Source organism: Streptomyces sp. NPDC030991 (genome assembly GCF_055571235.1).
In genome coordinates this window covers 519,067-536,732 of the sequence record NZ_JBVIFR010000004.1, presented here as the reverse complement: position 1 = coordinate 536,732, position 17,666 = coordinate 519,067, and the positions used below count along the sequence as shown (strand labels likewise).

17 protein-coding genes are annotated in these 17,666 nt (G+C 73.0%); 6 read left to right on the top strand and 11 right to left on the bottom strand.

Annotation, left to right across the window (positions count from 1 at the left end):
* Positions 1-154 precede the first annotated feature (154 nt).
* Together ACZ45E_RS11150 and ACZ45E_RS11145 are read right to left on the bottom strand one after the other, a co-directional pair.
* Complete coding sequence (locus ACZ45E_RS11150; RefSeq protein ID WP_468219145.1) at positions 155-1,429, bottom strand: NAD(P)-binding domain-containing protein; 1,275 nt, start codon at positions 1,427-1,429, stop codon at positions 155-157.
* Positions 1,429-2,721 (bottom strand): carboxylate--amine ligase, encoded by a 1,293-nt coding sequence (locus ACZ45E_RS11145; protein ID WP_468219143.1) that lies wholly within the window; start codon positions 2,719-2,721, stop codon positions 1,429-1,431. The genes ACZ45E_RS11150 and ACZ45E_RS11145 overlap by 1 nt, the downstream gene beginning before the upstream one ends.
* A gap of 131 nt (positions 2,722-2,852) precedes the next feature.
* On the opposite strand from ACZ45E_RS11145, the gene ACZ45E_RS11140 reads away from it, so the two are divergent.
* Positions 2,853-4,187, top strand: coding sequence for a glycoside hydrolase family 26 protein (locus ACZ45E_RS11140; RefSeq protein WP_468219141.1), 1,335 nt, complete (start codon positions 2,853-2,855; stop codon positions 4,185-4,187).
* Positions 4,188-4,224: 37 nt separating this feature from the next.
* On the opposite strand, the gene ACZ45E_RS11135 is transcribed toward ACZ45E_RS11140, so the two are convergent.
* From ACZ45E_RS11135 to ACZ45E_RS11095, 9 genes are all read right to left on the bottom strand, one after another.
* Positions 4,225-5,349 (bottom strand): GNAT family N-acetyltransferase, encoded by a 1,125-nt coding sequence (locus ACZ45E_RS11135; RefSeq protein WP_468219139.1) that lies wholly within the window; start codon positions 5,347-5,349, stop codon positions 4,225-4,227.
* Positions 5,349-6,011, bottom strand: a complete 663-nt coding sequence (locus tag ACZ45E_RS11130) for a YveK family protein (protein ID WP_468219136.1) — start codon at positions 6,009-6,011, stop codon at positions 5,349-5,351. Before ACZ45E_RS11130 ends, ACZ45E_RS11135 begins: the two co-directional genes overlap by 1 nt.
* Positions 6,008-7,147 (bottom strand): glycosyltransferase, encoded by a 1,140-nt coding sequence (locus tag ACZ45E_RS11125; protein ID WP_468219134.1) that lies wholly within the window; start codon positions 7,145-7,147, stop codon positions 6,008-6,010. Before ACZ45E_RS11125 ends, ACZ45E_RS11130 begins: the two co-directional genes overlap by 4 nt.
* A complete protein-coding gene (locus ACZ45E_RS11120) occupies positions 7,144-7,845 on the bottom strand; it encodes a polysaccharide deacetylase family protein (RefSeq protein ID WP_468219242.1) in 702 nt (233 codons plus the stop codon). Before ACZ45E_RS11120 ends, ACZ45E_RS11125 begins: the two co-directional genes overlap by 4 nt.
* 85 nt (positions 7,846-7,930) lie before the next feature.
* Positions 7,931-9,667: a murein biosynthesis integral membrane protein MurJ gene (gene murJ, locus ACZ45E_RS11115; RefSeq protein ID WP_468219132.1), complete on the bottom strand. Its 1,737-nt coding sequence runs from the start codon at positions 9,665-9,667 to the stop codon at positions 7,931-7,933.
* Positions 9,664-11,022, bottom strand: a complete 1,359-nt coding sequence (locus ACZ45E_RS11110) for an O-antigen ligase family protein (RefSeq protein WP_468219130.1) — start codon at positions 11,020-11,022, stop codon at positions 9,664-9,666. The genes murJ and ACZ45E_RS11110 overlap by 4 nt, the downstream gene beginning before the upstream one ends.
* A gap of 4 nt (positions 11,023-11,026) precedes the next feature.
* On the bottom strand, positions 11,027-12,457 hold the full coding sequence (locus ACZ45E_RS11105; protein ID WP_468219129.1) for an exopolysaccharide biosynthesis polyprenyl glycosylphosphotransferase: 1,431 nt from the start codon (positions 12,455-12,457) through the stop codon (positions 11,027-11,029).
* Positions 12,454-13,602: a glycosyltransferase family 4 protein gene (locus ACZ45E_RS11100; RefSeq protein WP_468219127.1), complete on the bottom strand. Its 1,149-nt coding sequence runs from the start codon at positions 13,600-13,602 to the stop codon at positions 12,454-12,456. Before ACZ45E_RS11100 ends, ACZ45E_RS11105 begins: the two co-directional genes overlap by 4 nt.
* Positions 13,603-13,671: 69 nt before the next feature.
* Complete coding sequence (locus ACZ45E_RS11095; RefSeq protein WP_468219125.1) at positions 13,672-14,775, bottom strand: DUF3344 domain-containing protein; 1,104 nt, start codon at positions 14,773-14,775, stop codon at positions 13,672-13,674.
* 332 nt (positions 14,776-15,107) lie between these two features.
* Here ACZ45E_RS11095 and ACZ45E_RS11090 point away from each other — a divergent pair, with 332 nt between their 5' ends.
* The 5 genes from ACZ45E_RS11090 to ACZ45E_RS11070 all read left to right on the top strand — a co-directional run bounded on the left by ACZ45E_RS11090 (position 15,108) and on the right by ACZ45E_RS11070 (position 17,665).
* Positions 15,108-15,347: a chaplin gene (locus ACZ45E_RS11090; protein WP_404218115.1), complete on the top strand. Its 240-nt coding sequence runs from the start codon at positions 15,108-15,110 to the stop codon at positions 15,345-15,347.
* A gap of 208 nt (positions 15,348-15,555) precedes the next feature.
* Positions 15,556-15,837 carry a hypothetical protein gene (locus tag ACZ45E_RS11085; protein ID WP_468219123.1) on the top strand — a complete coding sequence of 94 codons (282 nt, stop codon included), beginning with the start codon at positions 15,556-15,558 and terminating at the stop codon, positions 15,835-15,837.
* A 182-nt stretch (positions 15,838-16,019) separates the two neighbouring features.
* The gene (locus ACZ45E_RS11080) at positions 16,020-16,523 is read left to right on the top strand and encodes a DUF5949 family protein (protein WP_468219120.1); all 504 of its coding nucleotides are present in this window, start codon (positions 16,020-16,022) and stop codon (positions 16,521-16,523) included.
* A 141-nt stretch (positions 16,524-16,664) separates the two neighbouring features.
* The gene (locus ACZ45E_RS11075) at positions 16,665-17,237 is read left to right on the top strand and encodes a vitamin K epoxide reductase family protein (RefSeq protein WP_468219239.1); all 573 of its coding nucleotides are present in this window, start codon (positions 16,665-16,667) and stop codon (positions 17,235-17,237) included.
* A 29-nt stretch (positions 17,238-17,266) separates the two neighbouring features.
* Entirely contained in the window at positions 17,267-17,665 is a 399-nt protein-coding gene (locus ACZ45E_RS11070; protein ID WP_468219119.1) for a tyrosinase cofactor, read from the top strand.
* Position 17,666 lies beyond the last annotated feature (1 nt).

Genomic DNA, 17,666 nt, shown 5'->3' with positions numbered 1-17,666 from the left:
CGCGAACAAAGGCTGCCTTCCAACGGCATGAAGCCGCCGGCTGGGAGGGAGGCAGCACGGCCATTCTCATGACAGGCGACAGTGCACCACCGAAACCGGGGCCCTGGGGCCCCGGTTCACTCGTTTGCCAGCCTTGTCACCCCAACGGGTCGTCTCAGCCCTCGGACGTGACCGCCACGGGGTCCGGGGTGTGCCGCCTGCCCGGAGGCACCGCGGTGCCTCCCCGCCGCGGCTGCCGCGTCAGGTACCGCTCGACCCCGTCGGTCAGGGAGGGTGCCGCGTAGGACGCTCCGTGGACGAAACGCATCGCCGGGCCGTAGTCGGGCGTCGTCACCAGGCCCGCGAGGAAGAGCCCCGGGCAGGCGGATTCGAAGCCGCGCCCCACCCGCGGAGTGTCCTCGGGCCGCGGGGCCAGCACCTCCCGCACCCGGGGCGCCAGCAGGGTCATGTGCGCACGGGTCGCCTGGAACCCCGTGGCGGCGATGACGTGATCGGTCTCGAACTCCTCGATGCCCTGGGCGGCGCCGGCCGTGCGCACGTGGAGCCGGCCCGCCGACGGCCGCGCGTCCACGATGGTCCGCCCCATCCGGATGTCGATGGCGTCCGTGTGCACCCGGTCCCTGATCCACCAGGCGCCCGCGGGGCCCAGCGCGGTCGCGGCGATGCCCGCCCGGGTGCGCTCCGGCAGCTTCCTGAACGCCCCCGGCTTCTCGGCGTAGAACCAGTTGCGCCAGCCGCTGCCGAGGCCGCTGTGGGGAGCGCGCAGGCTCTTGTACCAGGGGCGTACCCAGGGCGGCGGGACCGTGTTCCAGTCCAGCTGGGCGGCGCGCGCGACGATCCGTACCCGCGTCCCCTGTTCGGCGAGGAGTGCCGCGATCTCCAGTGCGGCCTGCCCCGCTCCGACCACCGTGACGTGCGATGCGCGGAAGCGGCCGAGATCGCTGTGTCCGCTGCTGTGCGACACGTACTCGTCCGACAGCCCCCGCAGCGCTTCGGGGATGTGCATGTACGGCAGCACCCCGTTGGCCAGGGCCACCGCCCGGCTGTGGAGGACCTGGCCGTCCTCGGTCCGCAGGGCGAAACCGCCGGGGGCCGCGTCGATGTGCTCGATCAGCCGCTCGTCCAGGCCGGAGACCGCCCGGCGCGCGAACCACAGGCCGTAGGACGCGAACGTCTCCACGGGGATCGGGACGCCGTGCCGGGCGGTGGCACCGTTGGCGGAGCAGTACTGGTCGAGCCGGAACCTGGCGTCCGGCGCCGAGAGGTTGGAGGCCCAGGGCTCCGACTTCAGGAACATGCCCCGCGGCATGTGGTGGCGCCAGGACTCCATCGGGCGTCCGAAGACCCGTGTGTCGAGTCCGCGCGCCTGGGCGTGGGCGGCAATGGACAGGCCGTAGGGGCCTGCGCCCACCACCAGCAAGTCGTGCATCAGCAGCTCGCCTTTCGTTCAGCCGTCGCGATCGGGACGGCAGCTGCGGTTTCGGTCGGGCCGCTCGGCCGGGTGCCGAACGCTTCGGGCGCCGTCGGCCGCGCCCGGTGCAGCAGTCGGCGGGCCGCGTGCCGGGACCAGTCGGAGGCCATGGCCCGTGCGGGCGCCCGGTCGTCCCGGGCGTGCCAGGCGAGTTCCGGTGCGGTGGGGCCGCGGCGGTCGGGCAGGGCGGAGGTCAGCAGGGCCCGGAGCGCGGACAGCGGCGCGTAGTTCTCCACGATGAAGGCGCGTCCCGGCAGCGCCTGTCCGTCGGGCACCGGCTGGTGGGTGAGGTCGAGGTACTGGGCTCGTACGACGTCCAGGCCGTTGCCGTCGGCGAACAGCCTGAACTGGGCTCCGGGGCGCGGGTTGAAGTCCAGCAGGCAGTACCTGCCCGTCGTGGCGTCCACCCGGAAGTCGATGTCGAAGATGCCGCGGTACTCCAGCGCCTCGACGAGGTGTTCGACCGTGGCCCGTAGGTGCGGGGCGGTGGCCCAGCGGCCGACCGCGGTCAGTCCGGCCCCCCGCGGCCAGGCGTGTTCCTTGCTGCCGGCTCCCCCGCCGTGCAGCTTTCCGTGCCGGTCGGCGTAGCCGTGGAAGAACCAGTCGCAGCCGGGGGCCGTGGGCAGGTACTTCTGCAAGAGCAGTTCGCTGCCGGTGGCGGCGCCCCTCAGGTAGAGGTCGCGTGCGTCCTGCGGGGTGTGGACCAGGCTCGTACTGCGCAGTCCTGAGCCCTGGGGGAGCAGCCACGGGTGGCTCCACTTGGCCACGACGGGCGGGCCCAGCTCCTCGGCCGCGGTGTACGCCTCGTGCTCGTCGCGGGGGAGCACCGTGCGCGGGTGGTCGATGCCGACGGCCCGGCAGAGTTCGGGCAGCCTGGCCTTGTCGGCGACGTACTCGGCGAGGTGTTCGGGCTGTTCCGGCAGTAGGAACATCTCGGAGAGCGGCTCGCGCAGCCGGCTCACCGCGATGGCTCCCGCGTCGTCCATCGGGATGAGCACCGCGGGCCGGGCGACCCGTGCCGCCGTCCGGCGCAGGGCGGCGGTGACCTCGCTCAGCGACGCTCCCGGGCGGGGCGCGGGGTGCGTCCGGGTGACGTAGCGCGAGCGGGTGACCGGGCTGCCGGCCGACTCGGCGGCCACGTGGACCTCCACACCGCAGCGTCCCAGGGATCTGGCCGCCCCCAGTGTCCCGTGGTGGAAGGGGTTGGGGTCGATCCGTAGCAGCACGACCGGGACACAGGGGTCGAGCATGTGTCGATCCTTTCCAGGAACTAACCCGTGAGGGTGAGGGAGGGCGGCCATCGGCTGATCCACGATTGGCGCCGTGAGCGTTCATATGACTGAGTGTCAGGAATGGAGCGAGCGCGGGACGAGGAGCAGACATGGTGAGAGAACACCGGTGGACGACGTACGGACGCCTTCCACTGCTCGTGGCCGGAGCCCTTCTCGCAGCGGTGGTCGCGACCGGGTCCGTGTCCATCGAGCGGGCGGACGCGACCCCGCTCGCCGAACGGGTTCCGGCCGCCGCGAACCTGCCCGAGCCGACACCCGAGGGCGCGACGCCGGCGCCGGCGCCCACACCCACGGTGACGCCGGTCGTCCCACCGGTCGCCGCCACGCCCCCGACGCCGACACTGACGCCGACACCCACACCGACACCGACGCCGGGAGCGGTCAAACTCCCGGCCTTCGGGGCCTACCTGGATTACGGGCCGCGCGGGGTGACGCGGATGACGAAGCTGTCGCAGTGGCTCGGCGGCGCCGATCTGCGCGTGGGGCACACCTATCTTCCCGGTGACAGGTGGAGCAACATCGAGGGCTCCCCGACGTTCCTCGACAGTTGGGCCAAGTGGCGCCGTGACCGCGATGACCGGCTCTTCGTACTGAACGTGCCCATGCTGGAGCGCAACGAGGCGCACGTGCCCGACGCCGAGGTACGGACCCTGCTCCGGCAGGGCGCGGCGGGCGACTTCGACACGCACTTCCGCACCCTGGCCGAGCACCTGGTCGCCCTGCAGGTGCCGGGCACCGTCGTGGTGCTCGGCTGGGAGATGAACGGCATCACGTACACGCACCGCTGCGGGCCCGACCCCGAGGCGTGGAAGTCGTACTGGAAGCGGATCGTCACGGCGATGCGGGCCGTGCCCGGGCAGAAGTTCCGCTTCGACTTCGCGCCCACCCGGGGCCTGGACGCCGTGCCGTGGACCGACTGCTACCCCGGCGACGACGTGGTGGACATCCTCGGCATGGACGCGTACGACCAGCCCTCGGGCAAGTCCTTCGACGAGCAGATCTCCGAGCCGTACGGGCTGCAGAAGCACGTCGACTTCGCGGCGGAGCACAAGAAGCCGATCTCCTACCCGGAGTGGGGGCTGTTCCACAACGGGGACAACGCCGAGTACATGCGGCGCATGCTCGCTTGGATGGACGAGCACAAGGCGCTCTACAACACCCTCACGGACTACTGCCCGCACGGGGTGTGGCAGTGCCGCCACAACCCGCGGTCCTCGAAGGTCTACCGGACCGCGATGAACGGCCGCGACAAACTCGTGATGCCCGCCCTGCCCACACTGCCGTCCGTGCCCACCGTGCCTCCCGTGCCGAATCAGCCGGGCCGGCCGCCGCGGTGTTCCCCCGTCGACCTGGGTGCGTGGGTCGAGCGCGCGGTCGGCGGCAAGGTCTGCCTGAAACTGCCCTGGTCGGGGCGGCGTTCCTGACCGGACCCGCCCGCCGGGCGTGGTGGCGGCCCGGGCTCTATGCCGGGTCGCCACCGCGCTCCTTCCAGGCGCGCCGGGCCTGCTTGGCCCAGGCGCGGGCGCGGACGTCGGCCAGGACCGCGCCGAGCAGCGGGGCCGTGGCGCGGCGGGCCAGGAGCAGGCGCTGGTTGACCAGTTGCTCGGGCCGCCAGTGCAGCTTGTAGGGCTCGGTGCCGCGCAGCAGGCTCAGCACCCCGTCGCGGGGCCCGTCCTGGAGGTGCTCGGCGCACGAGCGCAGCAGCATGGTGGCGACGTCGATCTTGCGTTCGCGCAGTTGCGGGTGGGCGCCGTAGAGGTAGCCGCCCGCCAGCCGGGGCGAGAGGAAGGTCAGGTCGGCGGCGACCACCGAGCCGTCCAGGGTGAACTCCGTGACGACGGCTTCACCCGTCTGGGCCATCTGGGTGACCGAACGCGTCAGATGCTCGGCGAACCGCGGCCGCACGTGCTCCGTGGTGACTTTTCGTTCCTGCCACTGGAGCTGGTGCAGGTCGAGGAGGCGCCGTACCGAACCGCCCACCTCCGAGGCGGGGACGACCCGGCGCTCGATCCCCATGGCGTCGAGTTTGCGCAGCTTGGCGCGGGCCCGCTGCGCCCTGGGCCGCGGCAGCCGCTGCACCAGGTCGTCCATCGGGAGGGCGGGCAGTTCGAGGCACGGGGAGTCGTCGAGCCGGCGGCGCGGGCCCGGCCAGCGGGCGTGCAGGGCCTCCACCGTGCTGCCCGGCCGCACCTCGCGGAAGTCGATGACGGCTGTCCGGGCCGCCCGCCACAGGCCCGCGCCAAGGGCGTCGACCGTACGGGCGACCGTGTCGGCGGGGCCGTCCTCGACAAGGACGTCGCTGAAGTCGGAGATGGCCGCGCCGAGCGGGGTCAACGTGGGGAACGGCCGCAGCCGCAGCATGAGCGGCGCCGCGGCCACGAGGCGGCCCTGCCGGCGTACGAGCACGACGCGCAGCCGGCCTGCCCTGCCGTAGGAGAGCCACCACGAGTGGAGCCAGGCGTGGCTCTGGAACGGGGTCGCGGTCCCGCACGAGCGGTGCAGGCGGTTCCACTCCTCGCGCAGGGTCCCGAACGCGGCCGTGTCCGTACACACCGTGACGACCGGGGCGGGTCCGCCTCCCGGCATCAGGCACCGCCTCGCTGTCCTGCCGCGACGGCGGGCGCCGGCACGGTGGGGGTCGCGGGCGCGGCCCGGCGCTTCGGGCGCAGCAGCAGCGCCAGGCCGCCGAGCAGCCCGCCTGCGCAGGCGCCGACGAGCGTCGTCAGACCGGCCGAGGGCGAGGAGGGCGCGGTCGGCTTCACCGCCCGCGTGAACCGCAGGAGTTCGACGTGGGTGTCCTTCTTCACGTGGCTGGCGTTGGCCGTCAGCGCGCGCGCCACGGCGTTGGCCATCCCCATCGCGGTGGCGGGCTCCTCCGACGAGGCGGAGATCGCGACCATGGGCGCGTCGGGCGAGGTCTCCGCGCGGACGCTGGAGCGGAGGGTGTCCACGGGCACGCCCGCCGCGACCTGGGCGTCGCTCAACACCGCGACCTGCGTGGCCACCCTGCTGTAGGCCTGGGCGAAGCCCACCGCGGACGCGGAGTCGGCCTGCGTCGTCGGTACGGCGATCACGTAACTGGTCGCCGTGTACTGCGGCGTACTGGCGGCGCCGTACACGCCACCGGCGAGCGCTCCGAGCAGGAGGCCCGCCGGCAGGGGCCACCAGCGCGGCACCCTCCTCGTGCGGGCGCCGATGCGGACGGCCGGCGGGCGGGAGGCGGCCCTCTCCTGGGCGGCTTCGGTCATCGCGTACTCACTCCTGGGGTCGATGCGCCCGTGGCCGCCGCGTACACCTGGAGGTGCCGCTCGGCGCTACGGGCGATGCTGTAGTGGAGGGCGGCCGGTGACGGGGCCCTGTCGCCCGTCGGCCGGTCACGGATTTCCCGGACCTCACGGGCGAACGAGGCGGGCGCGCACGGGACACGGACGGCGCGGGCGGCCGTTCCCGCGGGCAGGTCGTCGACGGCCGGGCAGCTCACGTAGAGCACGGGGAGGCCCCCGGCCAGCGCCTCCACCACGGCGAGGCCGAACGCCTCGTCGACCGAGGGGGAGGCCAGTACGTCCATCGCCGACAGCAGGGCGGGCAGGTCGATGTCGTGGGGGCCGTCGGCGGTGTGCGGGCGCTCCCCGGCGAAGACGACGCGGCCGAGGACCTGGGCGCGGTCCGCCGCCTGCCGCAGGGCCGCTTCCTCCGGGCCGGTGCCGACGAGCAGGAGCCGCACCTCGTCCGGGAGCCGGCGCAGCGCGGCGATCAGTACGTCGAACCGCTTGCCGGGCACCAGGCGTCCCACCCCGCCGATGACGAAGGCGTCGGCGGGCAGACCGAGAGCGGTCCGGGTCCTGGCGCGGGCCGCCGCGTCGAAGGCGAAGCGGCCGACGTCGACACCGTTCGGGACGACGTGCACGCGGTGCCGGGCCACGCCCCAGCCGTGCAGCCGCTCGGCGACCGCCGGGGAGACCGCGATGGTCGCCCGGCCCAGCCGCTCCCCCGCCAGGTACAGGGCGCGGACGCCGCGGGTCAGCGGGCGCCCCTCGATCTGCGCGTCGCCCAGCGAGTGTTCCGTCGCGACCACGGCCCGCACCCCGGCCAGGCGTGCCGCGGTGCGCCCGTAGAGGCAGGCCCGGTAAAGGTGCGTGTGGACCACGTCGTACCGGCCGTCCCGGACGAGTCGCACCAGTCGGGGCAGCGCGCGTCCGTCCCGGTTGCCCGCCATGCCGAGGTGGGTGACGCGCACGCCGTCGCGGACCAGCCCCTCGGCCGCCTGGCCCGGGTTGGTCAGGGTCACGACGTCGTGCCCGGCCGGCAAGTGGCGCAGCAGGAGCCGGAGTTGCATCTCCGCGCCACCCGCGCCCAGGCCGGTGATGACGTGCAGGACCTTCACCGCGCGTCCGGCCCGTCGGGCCAGTCCCGCCTGCGTACGCGGTGGATACGGCGCTTGAGTTCGAGCCGCCAGGGGGTGTCGCGCTGGCCGACGTAGATCCGCGGCAGGGCGTGGACGCCGGTGAGGGGGCCCGGGGAGATGGCGCAGCCGTAGCGGTAGCCGGCCGCGCGGACGGCGTCCACCGTCGGCGCGTCGATGAGCCCGTACGGGTAGCAGAAGCCGTGCACCTCGCGTCCGGTGATCTCCTCGATCCGCACCTTGCTGTGCCGGACCTCGGCCCGGCGCTGTTCCTCGTCCACGCGCGTGAGGTCGACGTGCATCAGGCCGTGCGAGCCGATCTCCATGCCGGCCTCGGCAGCCGTCCTGATGCCCTGTGCGCTCAGCAGCGGTTTGCGCGGGCCCTCGGCATCCCAGCCGTTGTCGCCGCCGATGCGGCCGGGCAGCACGAAGACGGTGGCGGAGCAGCCGAAGTGCCGGAGCAGCGGCAGGGCGTTCTCGACGAAGTCGCCGTAGCCGTCGTCGAAGGTGAGGGCGACGAGGCCGCGGTCGGTGCCCCGGGCGCGGGCGTCGAGGAGTTCGGCGACGCTGACGCCGCGCTGGCCGCGCGCCCGCAGCCAGCCGAGCTGCTGGCGCAGCCGGGCGGGGGTGACGGTGACGTTGTAGGGGTCGTCCGGGCAGTCGTCCACGGAGTGGTACATCGCCACCCACGGGGACCCTGCCGGGAGCAGGTCTCTTGTTCTGTGTACGGGTGTTCTGTGTGCGGGTGCTTCCTGTAGCGCTGTTTCAGCTGACATTGCGAAGCTTTCTGGTCGCGATGCGGACGGCCGGCAGGAACGCCTGGACGTTGAGGGCCCACAGGAGGAGGACGAACACGGCCCCGATGGCCACGGAGCCGACGGCGAGAGCCGCCAGGGGGTGCGGGAACGGGGCTGTACACGCCAGCCCCGCCCCCGCGGCGGCCACGGCCGCGAGCAGCGTCTTGCCGAGTTCGAGCGAGACCAGCGGCAGCCGTACGGGGACGCTGCGCCGGTCCATCGCGGTCAGCAGCAGGACCGCCGTGAAGGTGATGCCCAGGGCGTTGGCCGCGGCGATGCCGCCGACGCCCCAGAGGGCGACCGCCCAGGTGCCGGCCCCGGCCGTGAGCGTCATGCCCGCGGCCATCGCGAGGACCGGGTACCAGGTGGGCCGCCCGGCGGAGAAGTAGGAGCGGACCAGCGCGCCGACGAGGCAGTGCCCCAGCAGGCCCAGCGAGTAGACGCGCATGATGTCCGCGGTGGCGCCGGTGTCCTCGCCGGTGAAGGCGCCGCGCTGGAAGAGGAGCTGGATGATCTGGGGAGCGCAGGCGAAGACGACGGCCGCGCCGAACAGGACGATGCAGGCGGCGAGTGCGATGTCGCGTTCCACCCGGTCCCGCGCCCGTTCGGTGTCGCCCCGCGCCAGGGCCTTGGCCACGACCGGGAAGGTGACGGTGCAGAGCATCAGGGAGAGCACCATCGGCAACTGCGCGACCTTCTGCGCGTAGTTGAGGTGGGAGATGGCGCCGGACGGCAGCGAGGAGGCGAGGAAACGCTCGATGAAGACCTGCGACTGTCGGCACAGCGCGAAGAGCAGGACGGTCGCGATCAGCGCCAGGTCCATGGCCGGCCGCTTCGGAATCTTCCCGCCCGCGGCCTTCTCCGCCTTCTCCCTGACCACCTTCTCCCCGGCCGCCTTCTTGGCCGCCTTCTTCCTGGCTTCGCCGGGGACCGCGCCGCGCAGGTGACGGCGGAGCACCGGCGCCTGGACGAGCACCATCAGCGCGCCGCCCACCGCCACCCCGGCCGCCGCGGCGCGTACGCCCCAGCGGTCGGCGAACAGCAGCAGCGTGGTGATGATGCCCGCGTTGTACGCGACGTAGATCGCCGCCGGGGCGAGGTAGCTGCTGTGGGCCCGCAGGGCGGCGCTGCAGTACCCGGTGAGCCCGAAGGTCAGCAGGCAGGTGGCGGTCAGCCGCGTGCAGTCCACGGCGAGCTGGGGGTCGGGGAGGCCGGGGGCGAGCAGGGCGACCACCTGGGGCGCCCCGATCATCAGGAGCACGGCGGAGGCCAGGAAGGCGAGGGTGAGGCGCGGCAGCGACCCGGCCACCAGGGCGCGTACCGGGTCCTGCCCCGACGGCAGCGACGGCAGCGCGGTGCCGCGCGCGGCGATCGCGGCGCTGAACGCGGGGACGAGCATGAACGCGAGGCCGTCCTCGATGAGGAGCGTCGTGGCCACCTCGGGCACGGTCCACGCCACCAGGAAGGCGTCCGTCTCGCTGCCCGCCCCGAAGAGGTGCGCCAGCGCCTGGTCCCGGCCGAGGCCGAGCAGCGACCCGGCGGCGGAGAGCACGGCGGTGAGCAGCGCGGCACGGGCCAGGAAGGTGTTCGAGGTGCCCTGGGTGTCGGGGCGTTCCCGGGTGACGGGCGGTTCGGCGGTCTGCTGCGACGGCATGGCGGGAGAACGCAGGGTCTCTTCCTCGCCGACCGGAGGGGTGGGATTCATCGCTCGGCCGTCGCCTCCTCGCCGAGGGCATCCGGCGCCAGCGCCCACCAGGCCGCCAGGCCGAACACCACGGCGGTGAGCACCGTGGACGGGCCGCCGATGTCGGCGTACGCGAAGTCGATCAGCTGCCAGGTGAGCAGCCCGCAGGCGAGGAGCGCGCAGTCGAGGCCGCGGCCCCGCCGGTGGGCCGTCGCGAGGCGCCGCATTCCGCACACGAGCAGCGCGGCCCAACTGCCCGCGATGGCGCACAGACACAGCAGCCCCTGCTCGCTGAGGATCAGCAGGTACATGTTGTGCGGCGACAGCAGTGGCTGCCGGTGGAAGGCGGCCCCCGCGCCGGCCACGTCGCTGCCCGCGGAGAGCGCGATCGAGGCGTGGCTGTCGCGGTAGGCGGGGAAGTTCTTCAGCCCGACCCCGGTCGCGGGGTGCTCCTCCCACATGTCGATCGCGGCCGCCCACATGGTGTACCGGTCGGTCACCGACTGGTCCGGCGCCGCGGCGACCTGCGTGATGCTGCTCAGTCGCTCCTGGAGCATGGACGTGCCCACGCCGAACCCGCCGACGAGCACGACCGCGACGGCGGCCCCCACGGCGAACAGCCGGGCGGCCCGCCGCACTCCGGCGAGCACGATCTGCAGGACGCAGGCGACGGCCGTGGCGATCCAGGCGCCGCGGCTGAAGGAGAGCGCAAGGGGCACGAGAAGTCCCAGCGCACAGGCCAGCGCGGTGAGCCGGACACGTGGTGCGCCGCCGCCGAGGGCGAGCGCCACGGCGCAGATCAGCCCGTAGGCGACCACGGTGGACATGCCCATCACATCCGTCGCCCCGAAGGTGCCGACGGCCCGGATGTCCTCCCCCGCGTACGAGGCGCCCGTGCCGGTCAGGTACTGGTAGACGCCGATCGTCCCCTGCCACAGGCCGAGGGCGACCAGCGCCCAGCCGACGAGCCGGAAGTCGTTCCGGTCGCGTACGAGCAGCAGTACGGCGGCGGGCACCAGCACGAAGACCTGGTAGTAGCGCGCGAGGCCCAGCAGGGTGTTGGTCGCCGAGTCCGCGCCGAGGGCGGCCACCCCGACGGCCAGCACGGGCAGGCCGAGGACGACGTACGCGGTGCGGGTCAGCGGTCGCCGGCCGCCGCGCACGGCACGCACGGCGCAGAACAGCACCGCGACCCCGGAGACCGCGTCGGCCGGCGTCAGCGCACTGCCCTCGCCGCCGGCCCCGGACCCGAGCGGCAGGGCCAGCATGCCGATCAGCAGCAGGACGGGGAGGACGGGGCCCGCGCGGCGCACGGCCCGCTGCCAGGCCGTCGCGGGGCCGGCGCGCACCTCGGTGAACGCGGGGACGGCTGTCACTTCGTCAACTTCCCGTCGGACGGAAGAACTCCGTCGCCGTGCGCAGCAGGATGGTCAGGTCCTGCCAGAGCGACCAGCTGTCGATGTACGCGTTGTCGAACCGGCAGCGGTCCTCGATGGAGGTGTCGCCGCGCAGCCCGTTGATCTGGGCGAGGCCGGTGATGCCGGTCGGCACCCGGTGCCGGTCGCTGTAGCCGGGGTAGGTCTCGCTGAACTTCATGACGAAGTACGGGCGTTCCGGGCGGGGGCCGACCAGGCTCATGTCGCCGCGGAAGACGTTCCACAGCTGGAGCAGTTCGTCGAGCGAGGTGCGGCGCAGGAAGCGGCAGAACCACGGCATGTGGTGCTCGCCCGCGACACTCCAGCGCGTCGCGGACTCGATCGGGTCCGCCGGGCGGTGGGTACGGAACTTCAGCAGCGTGAAGGGCCGTCCGCCCTTGCCCACGCGCTCCTGCCGGAACACCACACCGGGCCCCTCGCTCAGGCGGAGCCAGAGCGCGCACACCAGGAGGACCGGGCTGACCAGCACCAGCAGGGCCGCGGAGACGGCCAGGTCGAGGGCGCGCTTGCCCGGGTGCAGCCGGTCGGCCGCCCCGCTCAGCGGCCGGCAGCGGAACCCGGCCAGGTGGCTGTCGGCCGCCTGCTGCCCGGACACGTACGCCGACGGGTCGGGGTCCAGCTCCCAGAACTCGCACCGCAGTTCCGTCAGGCCGCGCAGCCAGGGCCGGTGTTCCGGGGCGCTGGAGCTGCCCAGGAGGATCGCGCGGCGCACACCGTTCTGGATCACGGCGCGCCGCACGTCGTCCACGTTCGTCAGCACCGGGAGCGTCGGCTCCTCGCCCTCCGTACGGGGGCCCGCCGCGTCGCCGCTGACGATGCCGACCAGGCGGACGCCGCTCGGCCGGTGCCGCTGGAGGGCGGCGGCGACCCGGGCGGCGGTCGCCTCGGGGCCCACCAGGAGGGTCGCGCAGGGCCTGCGGAGGAGGGCCACCCGGTACCGCCACAGGACGAGCGCGCGGGCCACGAGGGCGAGCACGCCGTGCGCGGCACAGCCCGCGAGCGCGGCGCGCAGCGGGATCGGCCGGAGGAGGGGCAGGCTCGCCGCGGCGGCGGTCAGCACGCACCAGGCGAGCACGACGCGCCCGGCGAGGACGGGACAGTCGTCGAGGACGTGTCGCCCCTCGGTCCGCCGGTACAGGCCGGCGGACCGGTGCAGGGCGAGGACGAGGAGCACGAAGCCGGCCACCAGCAGCGGCCGGCGGTGCAGGGCCGGCAGCGCGAGGGTGGCGAGCAGCGCCGCCGTACTGTCCGCGGCGATCAGGAGCGTGCGGGCGGAGTGTCCCCGGGCGGGGTCACGGGTCAGGGTGAGCTTGGTGCCGTAGGTGGTCCGCTGGGAGACGACCATGGCGGGGGCAACGGCTTGTTCCTGGGTCACGTCGCGATCGGCTCTCTGTGTTCGGTGGTCTCCAGACCCAGAAGTTCGCCGTACACCTCCGCGACCGCCTCGGCGGTGCGCCGTACGTCGTGGTGGGCGTGCACATGGCGGTAGGCGTCCCGGCCCAGTGCGCGCAGCTCCTCGGTGTCGCCGAGCAGGCGGACGAGCGCGCGGGCCAGCGCCGCTCCGTCCTCCGGCGGGACCACGCAGGTGCGGGCCAGGCGGGACGGGAGGCTCTCGCGGGCCCCGGCCACGTCCGTGACGAGCACCGGGCTCCCGCAGGCCATGGCTTCGAGCGGGGCGAGCGCTATGCCCTCCCACCGCGAGGGCATGACGACCAGATCCGCCGCGCGGTACCAGGGGACGGGATCGTCGACGGACCCGGCGAAGGTGACGGAGCGCGGCGCGGCGGCCCGCAGTCGCGCGGCATCCGGCCCGTCGCCGACCAGTACCAGCCGGGCCCCGGGGAGCGTGCGGAGCACTTCCCTCCACGCCTGCACCAGGACGTCCTGGCCCTTCTGGCGGCAGAGCCGGCCCACGCAGACGACGAGCGGCCCCTCATCGCGCGCGTGCGGCCCCGCCTCGCAGGACTCCGCGGGGTGGAAGCGCTCCAGGTCGACCCCGTTGGGGACGAGCCGCCACTCGGCCTCGATCCCCCGGTCCCGTCCCGTGCTCTGTTCGGCGCGGCTGACGCAGACGAGGCGGGAGGCCCAGCGGGCGCCGAGCCGTTCCCAGCGCAGGGCCATCCGCGCGCTGAGTCCACGGACCGCTTCGAAGGACCAGGCGTGCGGCTGGAAGACGGTGGGGACGCGGCCCCGTACGACGAGCCGGGTGACCAGCCCCGCCTTGGCGCTGTGGGCGTGGATGAGGTCGGGCCGCGTCAGGGCCACCACTTCGGCCAGCCGACGCCCCTCCTTGAGGAGCCCTTTTCCCGGGGACCGCGACGCCTGCCACTCCAGGACCTCGCATTCCGAGGAGTCCAGGAGGCGGGAGAGGCCGCCGGACGCGGGACAGGCCACCGAGACACGCATCCCGGCGGCGAGTTGCCTGCGTACAAGGTCGGCCACCACGCGCGCGACTCCGCCGTCGACCGGTTGCGTCACATGGAGGACGCGCGGCGGCAGGGGTGCAGACGTCACAGACATCGCCTTTTCCATGGCTGGAGAGCGGAGAGCGGGAATACGGGAGAGCGGGGAGCGGTGGGCGGAGGACGGCTAGGGCCGGACGTCGACGGCGCCGAAGAGCACGCCGATCCAGGCCGCGTCCTTGGCGGAGACCAGCCGCAGATCGAGGTCCCTGGCACCGCGGCCGACGGTCCGGCCCAGCGGGAACACGTCGGAGTCGTAGCCGAGGGTGTTGTCGTGGGCGGGTACGCGCTGCGCGGGCCGCGTGCCGGGTTCGCTGATGGTCGAGTTGAGGACGTCCCGCACGGGGTTGGCCCGGTCGGACAGGGCGACCGGGGTGCGGCGCCCGGCGGAGAACGTCAGCGAGTCGCCGCCCGGGCCGCGGTCACCGTTGTAGGCGACCATCCCCACATAGCCGCCCGTGCCCGCGGCCGGCTCCGTCCGCTGGTGGAAGAGCCGGCTCGGGCGCTGCCGGGTGAAGGTGTCGAACCCGTCCTGGAGGAACAGGTGCCGCAGCGGCTCGGACTCCTTCTCGTACGCGGCCACCAGCGTCCAGCCGCCCCAGGCACCGGCCGCCGTACGCCCCATCGCGATGTTCACCTGGGCCACGGTGTAGAGGCCGGAACCGCCGGCCCGCACCAGCTCGGTGACGTCCGCCGACGCCTGGAACGCGTCGGCGCCGTTGGCCGCCAGGTGCCCGACCTCGGTGTCGGCCAGCACCTGCTTGTACTCACCGCCCGGCTCCGCCACGAGGACGCGGCCGTTGTCGCGCGGCGGCTTCTGCTCGCCGACCCGGAGGTTCCCGCCCCAGTACAGGCGCGCGTAGGTGACGCGCGCGCCGTCCGGGACGCGGAGCTCCGCCCGGGTCGAGTTGTAGGTGTTGGGGTCGCGGTCGACGTCCGTGTAGAACATGTCGAAATCGCCGTTGCCCGCCGCCGCGCCCGCGCGCGCCGCGGAGCAGCCGACCTTCTTGGCCGACCGGGCGCCCCGGCACGTGATCGACGCGTTGGCCGCGCGCACGAACCCGCCGTGGAGCACGGAGTCGTACCGCGCGGTGAAGGGGATACGGGCCTTCTCGGCCCCCGGCGCCGGGTCGGTCGCGGTCGCGGTCCACTGGCAGGGCAGGGCCACCGCCACCAGGGACAGCAGGCCCACCGTCGTACGACGCAGGAAACAGCCTTTGACATTTCGCACGGGCCGACTTCCCTTTCAGGAATGAGCAGGTTCTCTGCAGCACAGAGCAACAAATAAGAAAGTCACACTTATCTGTCGACTCTCCCCGGCGCACCCGCCCCGAATCGGGGACCAACCAACTGTAGCGACCGGGAAGCGAGTTTCTCTTGATACAGGATGTGTGTTGGTGTTGTGAAATTATGGCCCTCCTCGCGGCGATGCTCCGCGACGCACTTCAACGCGTTGACGGTCATTCACCCGTTCGGAGCCGCAACCCCGAGGAAGGCCGCTCCGTTGCACCACAAGCCGGGCGCCTGCCCCGGCCGAACAGAACGACCCCAAGGAGCATGTTCATGTCGCGTACCGCCAAGGCAGTCGTCTTTTCCGCTGTGGCTGCCGCCGCCATGGCCGGCAGCGCCGGCATCGCTGCCGCCGACAGCGGCGCGCAGGGTGCCGCCACCGGCTCGCCCGGCGTCATCTCGGGCAACGCCGTCCAGGTTCCGGTCCACGTGCCGGTCAACGTCTGCGGCAACACCGTCGACGTCATCGGCCTGCTGAACCCGGCCTTCGGCAACACCTGCGCCAACGACTGACCAGCTCAGTCCGGCTCTTCCGCAGCCGCCCCCTCTCCAGGGGGCGGCTGTTCCGCGTTCGCACGCGACGGCGGAACTCCCCGCCCCTGTCGTTCATTCGGGTGGGATCGGCGAATAGAGGCATGCCGGGGTTTCTGTCGGCGGCGGCGCTCGTTGAGCAAGCAGAAGCTCAGGCGATGACGGACAGTCATCGAGGAAAGGAAGAATCATGAAGGCTCTGAAGGCCGCCGCCGTCGTGGCCGGTTCGCTGGCGATCACGGGCGCCGCCGCTCCCGCCTTTGCCTCGGATCTCACGCCCACGAGCCTGAACGGCGCGGTGAACACGATCACCAGCCAGCGCACGCTCGACGTGAACCCGGTGAGCACCAACCTTCTCGACCCGAAGAACGAGCACGGTCTGGTCGGCGCGGTCGCCGACGCCGTGCACGGCATGGACTCCGACGGCACCAAATCCCGGGGCAATCTGCTCGGCGGCCTTCCGCTCGGCTGATGACCGCCCCGCATTCCCGCTGTTCGCATTCCACCGAAGGCCGGCCCAGGAACATGTGTTCCCCGGGTCGGCCTTCGGCGTTCCGCGTTGACGAAATTCGGCTACCCGAACATGCGGGCGTAGTTCGACCGATCGAGTGACAGCGCGAAAAATACCCGACCGTATATCGCTAGGGTTGCCCGGTGACTTCTACGTCGAGCATTGACACCACCTTTCGGGCCGCCGATCTGGGAACTCTGGCCGTCATCGCCTGGAGCGGGGAACAGGCGGAGGGAGAGGGCGACGTGCCTTTCCTTCTCGCCTACTCCCTGGGGGATTCCCCCGCGGGCCCGGAAGCCGGCGAAACCGCTGTCCGCGCCCTCCTCGGCACCCACGGGCTCACGGTGGGCACGACCGTCCACAACGGTGTGCGGCAGCCGAGTTTCCCCGTTTCGCTGCTCGTAGAGGCGGGCCAGGCCGTCGTCTTCCTCCCGCCGATGAACGCCCAGTGCCCGGTGCCGCCCGAGTGGCTGGAGGCGGCCGAGGCGCAGGGGACCGTCTACTTCATGTTCACCACCCGCCCCTGGCCCGCCGCGACGCCCGGCCGTCCCGTCTCCGAGGAGGAGCTCCAGAGCTTCGTGGGCGACGAGGCGACCCTGACCGCCGCCGCGCACTGCGTCCTGCCCGTCCGGCACATCCGCGGCTAGGGCGTGTTTCGAAAGTCCCGCCTCCGTACGGGCCACCAAGGAGGTTGAGTGAGCACCGACCAGCAACAGGTCTCCCCGTCCGTCCCGTCCCAGGCCGGCCGCCGGGGCCAGGGCGTCGTCGGCGCGCCCTCCCCCGGGGACGTGGCACGCGAACTGCCGTTCGCGCTCGTCCTCGTCATCACCGGGGCCGCCGGAGCGCTGGCGTCCTGGGTCATCACGCTCGACAAGTTCAAGCTGCTGGCGGACCCGGACTTCACACCGGGGTGCAGCCTGAACCCGGTGGTCTCCTGCGGCAACATCATGAAGAGCGAGCAGGCGGCCGTCTTCGGCTTCCCCAACCCCATGCTGGGGCTCGTCACCTACGCCATGGTGCTCTGCGTGGGGATGAGCCTGCTGGCCGGTGCCCGCTTCCCCCGCTGGTACTGGCTGACCTGCAACGCGGGCTGCCTCTTCGGGGTCGGCTTCGTGACCTGGCTCCAGATCCAGTCCCTGTACCGGATCAACTCGCTGTGCCTGTGGTGCTGTCTGGCCTGGGTCGCGACCATCGTCATGTTCTGGTGCCTGACCGCGTACAACGCCCGCCAGGGCTTCCTGCCGGTGCCGCGCGGGGCCCGTGTCTTCGCCGCCGAGTTCCCCTGGGTGCTGCCCACCCTGCACGTCGGCGCCGTCGGGATGCTGGTCCTGACGCGCTGGTGGGACTTCTGGACGAGCTGACCGCATCCGCAGGAGACGAGGAGACGGCCGTGAACCCCGACAAGATCCTGACCCGCCGAAGCGCCGCTCTGGTCCTGCTGGGCGCGGCCTCCACCACCACGGCCGTACTGCGGCTCCGCCCGGCCGCCGCGCCGGAGCCGGCCCCCGGGCCCGAGGCCTTCGACGAGACGTACCGGGGCCGGCGGATCTCCGGGGTGTGGCTCTCCGACTCCGCCGCCGAGGGCGGGGGCTCCTGGCAAGTCACGGTCGACGGCCGCCCCCTGCACCTGATGCGCCGGGCCGACGGTTCGTATCTGAGCATGGTCGACCACTACGAGTCCTACGCGGGTCCGCTGGCGGCGGCGAGGGGGGCCGTCGCCGAACTCGGCGGCCAGGAGCTGCGGACCCACGAGAGCCGTCCGGAGTCCGCCCGAGACCGAAAGGTGTGAG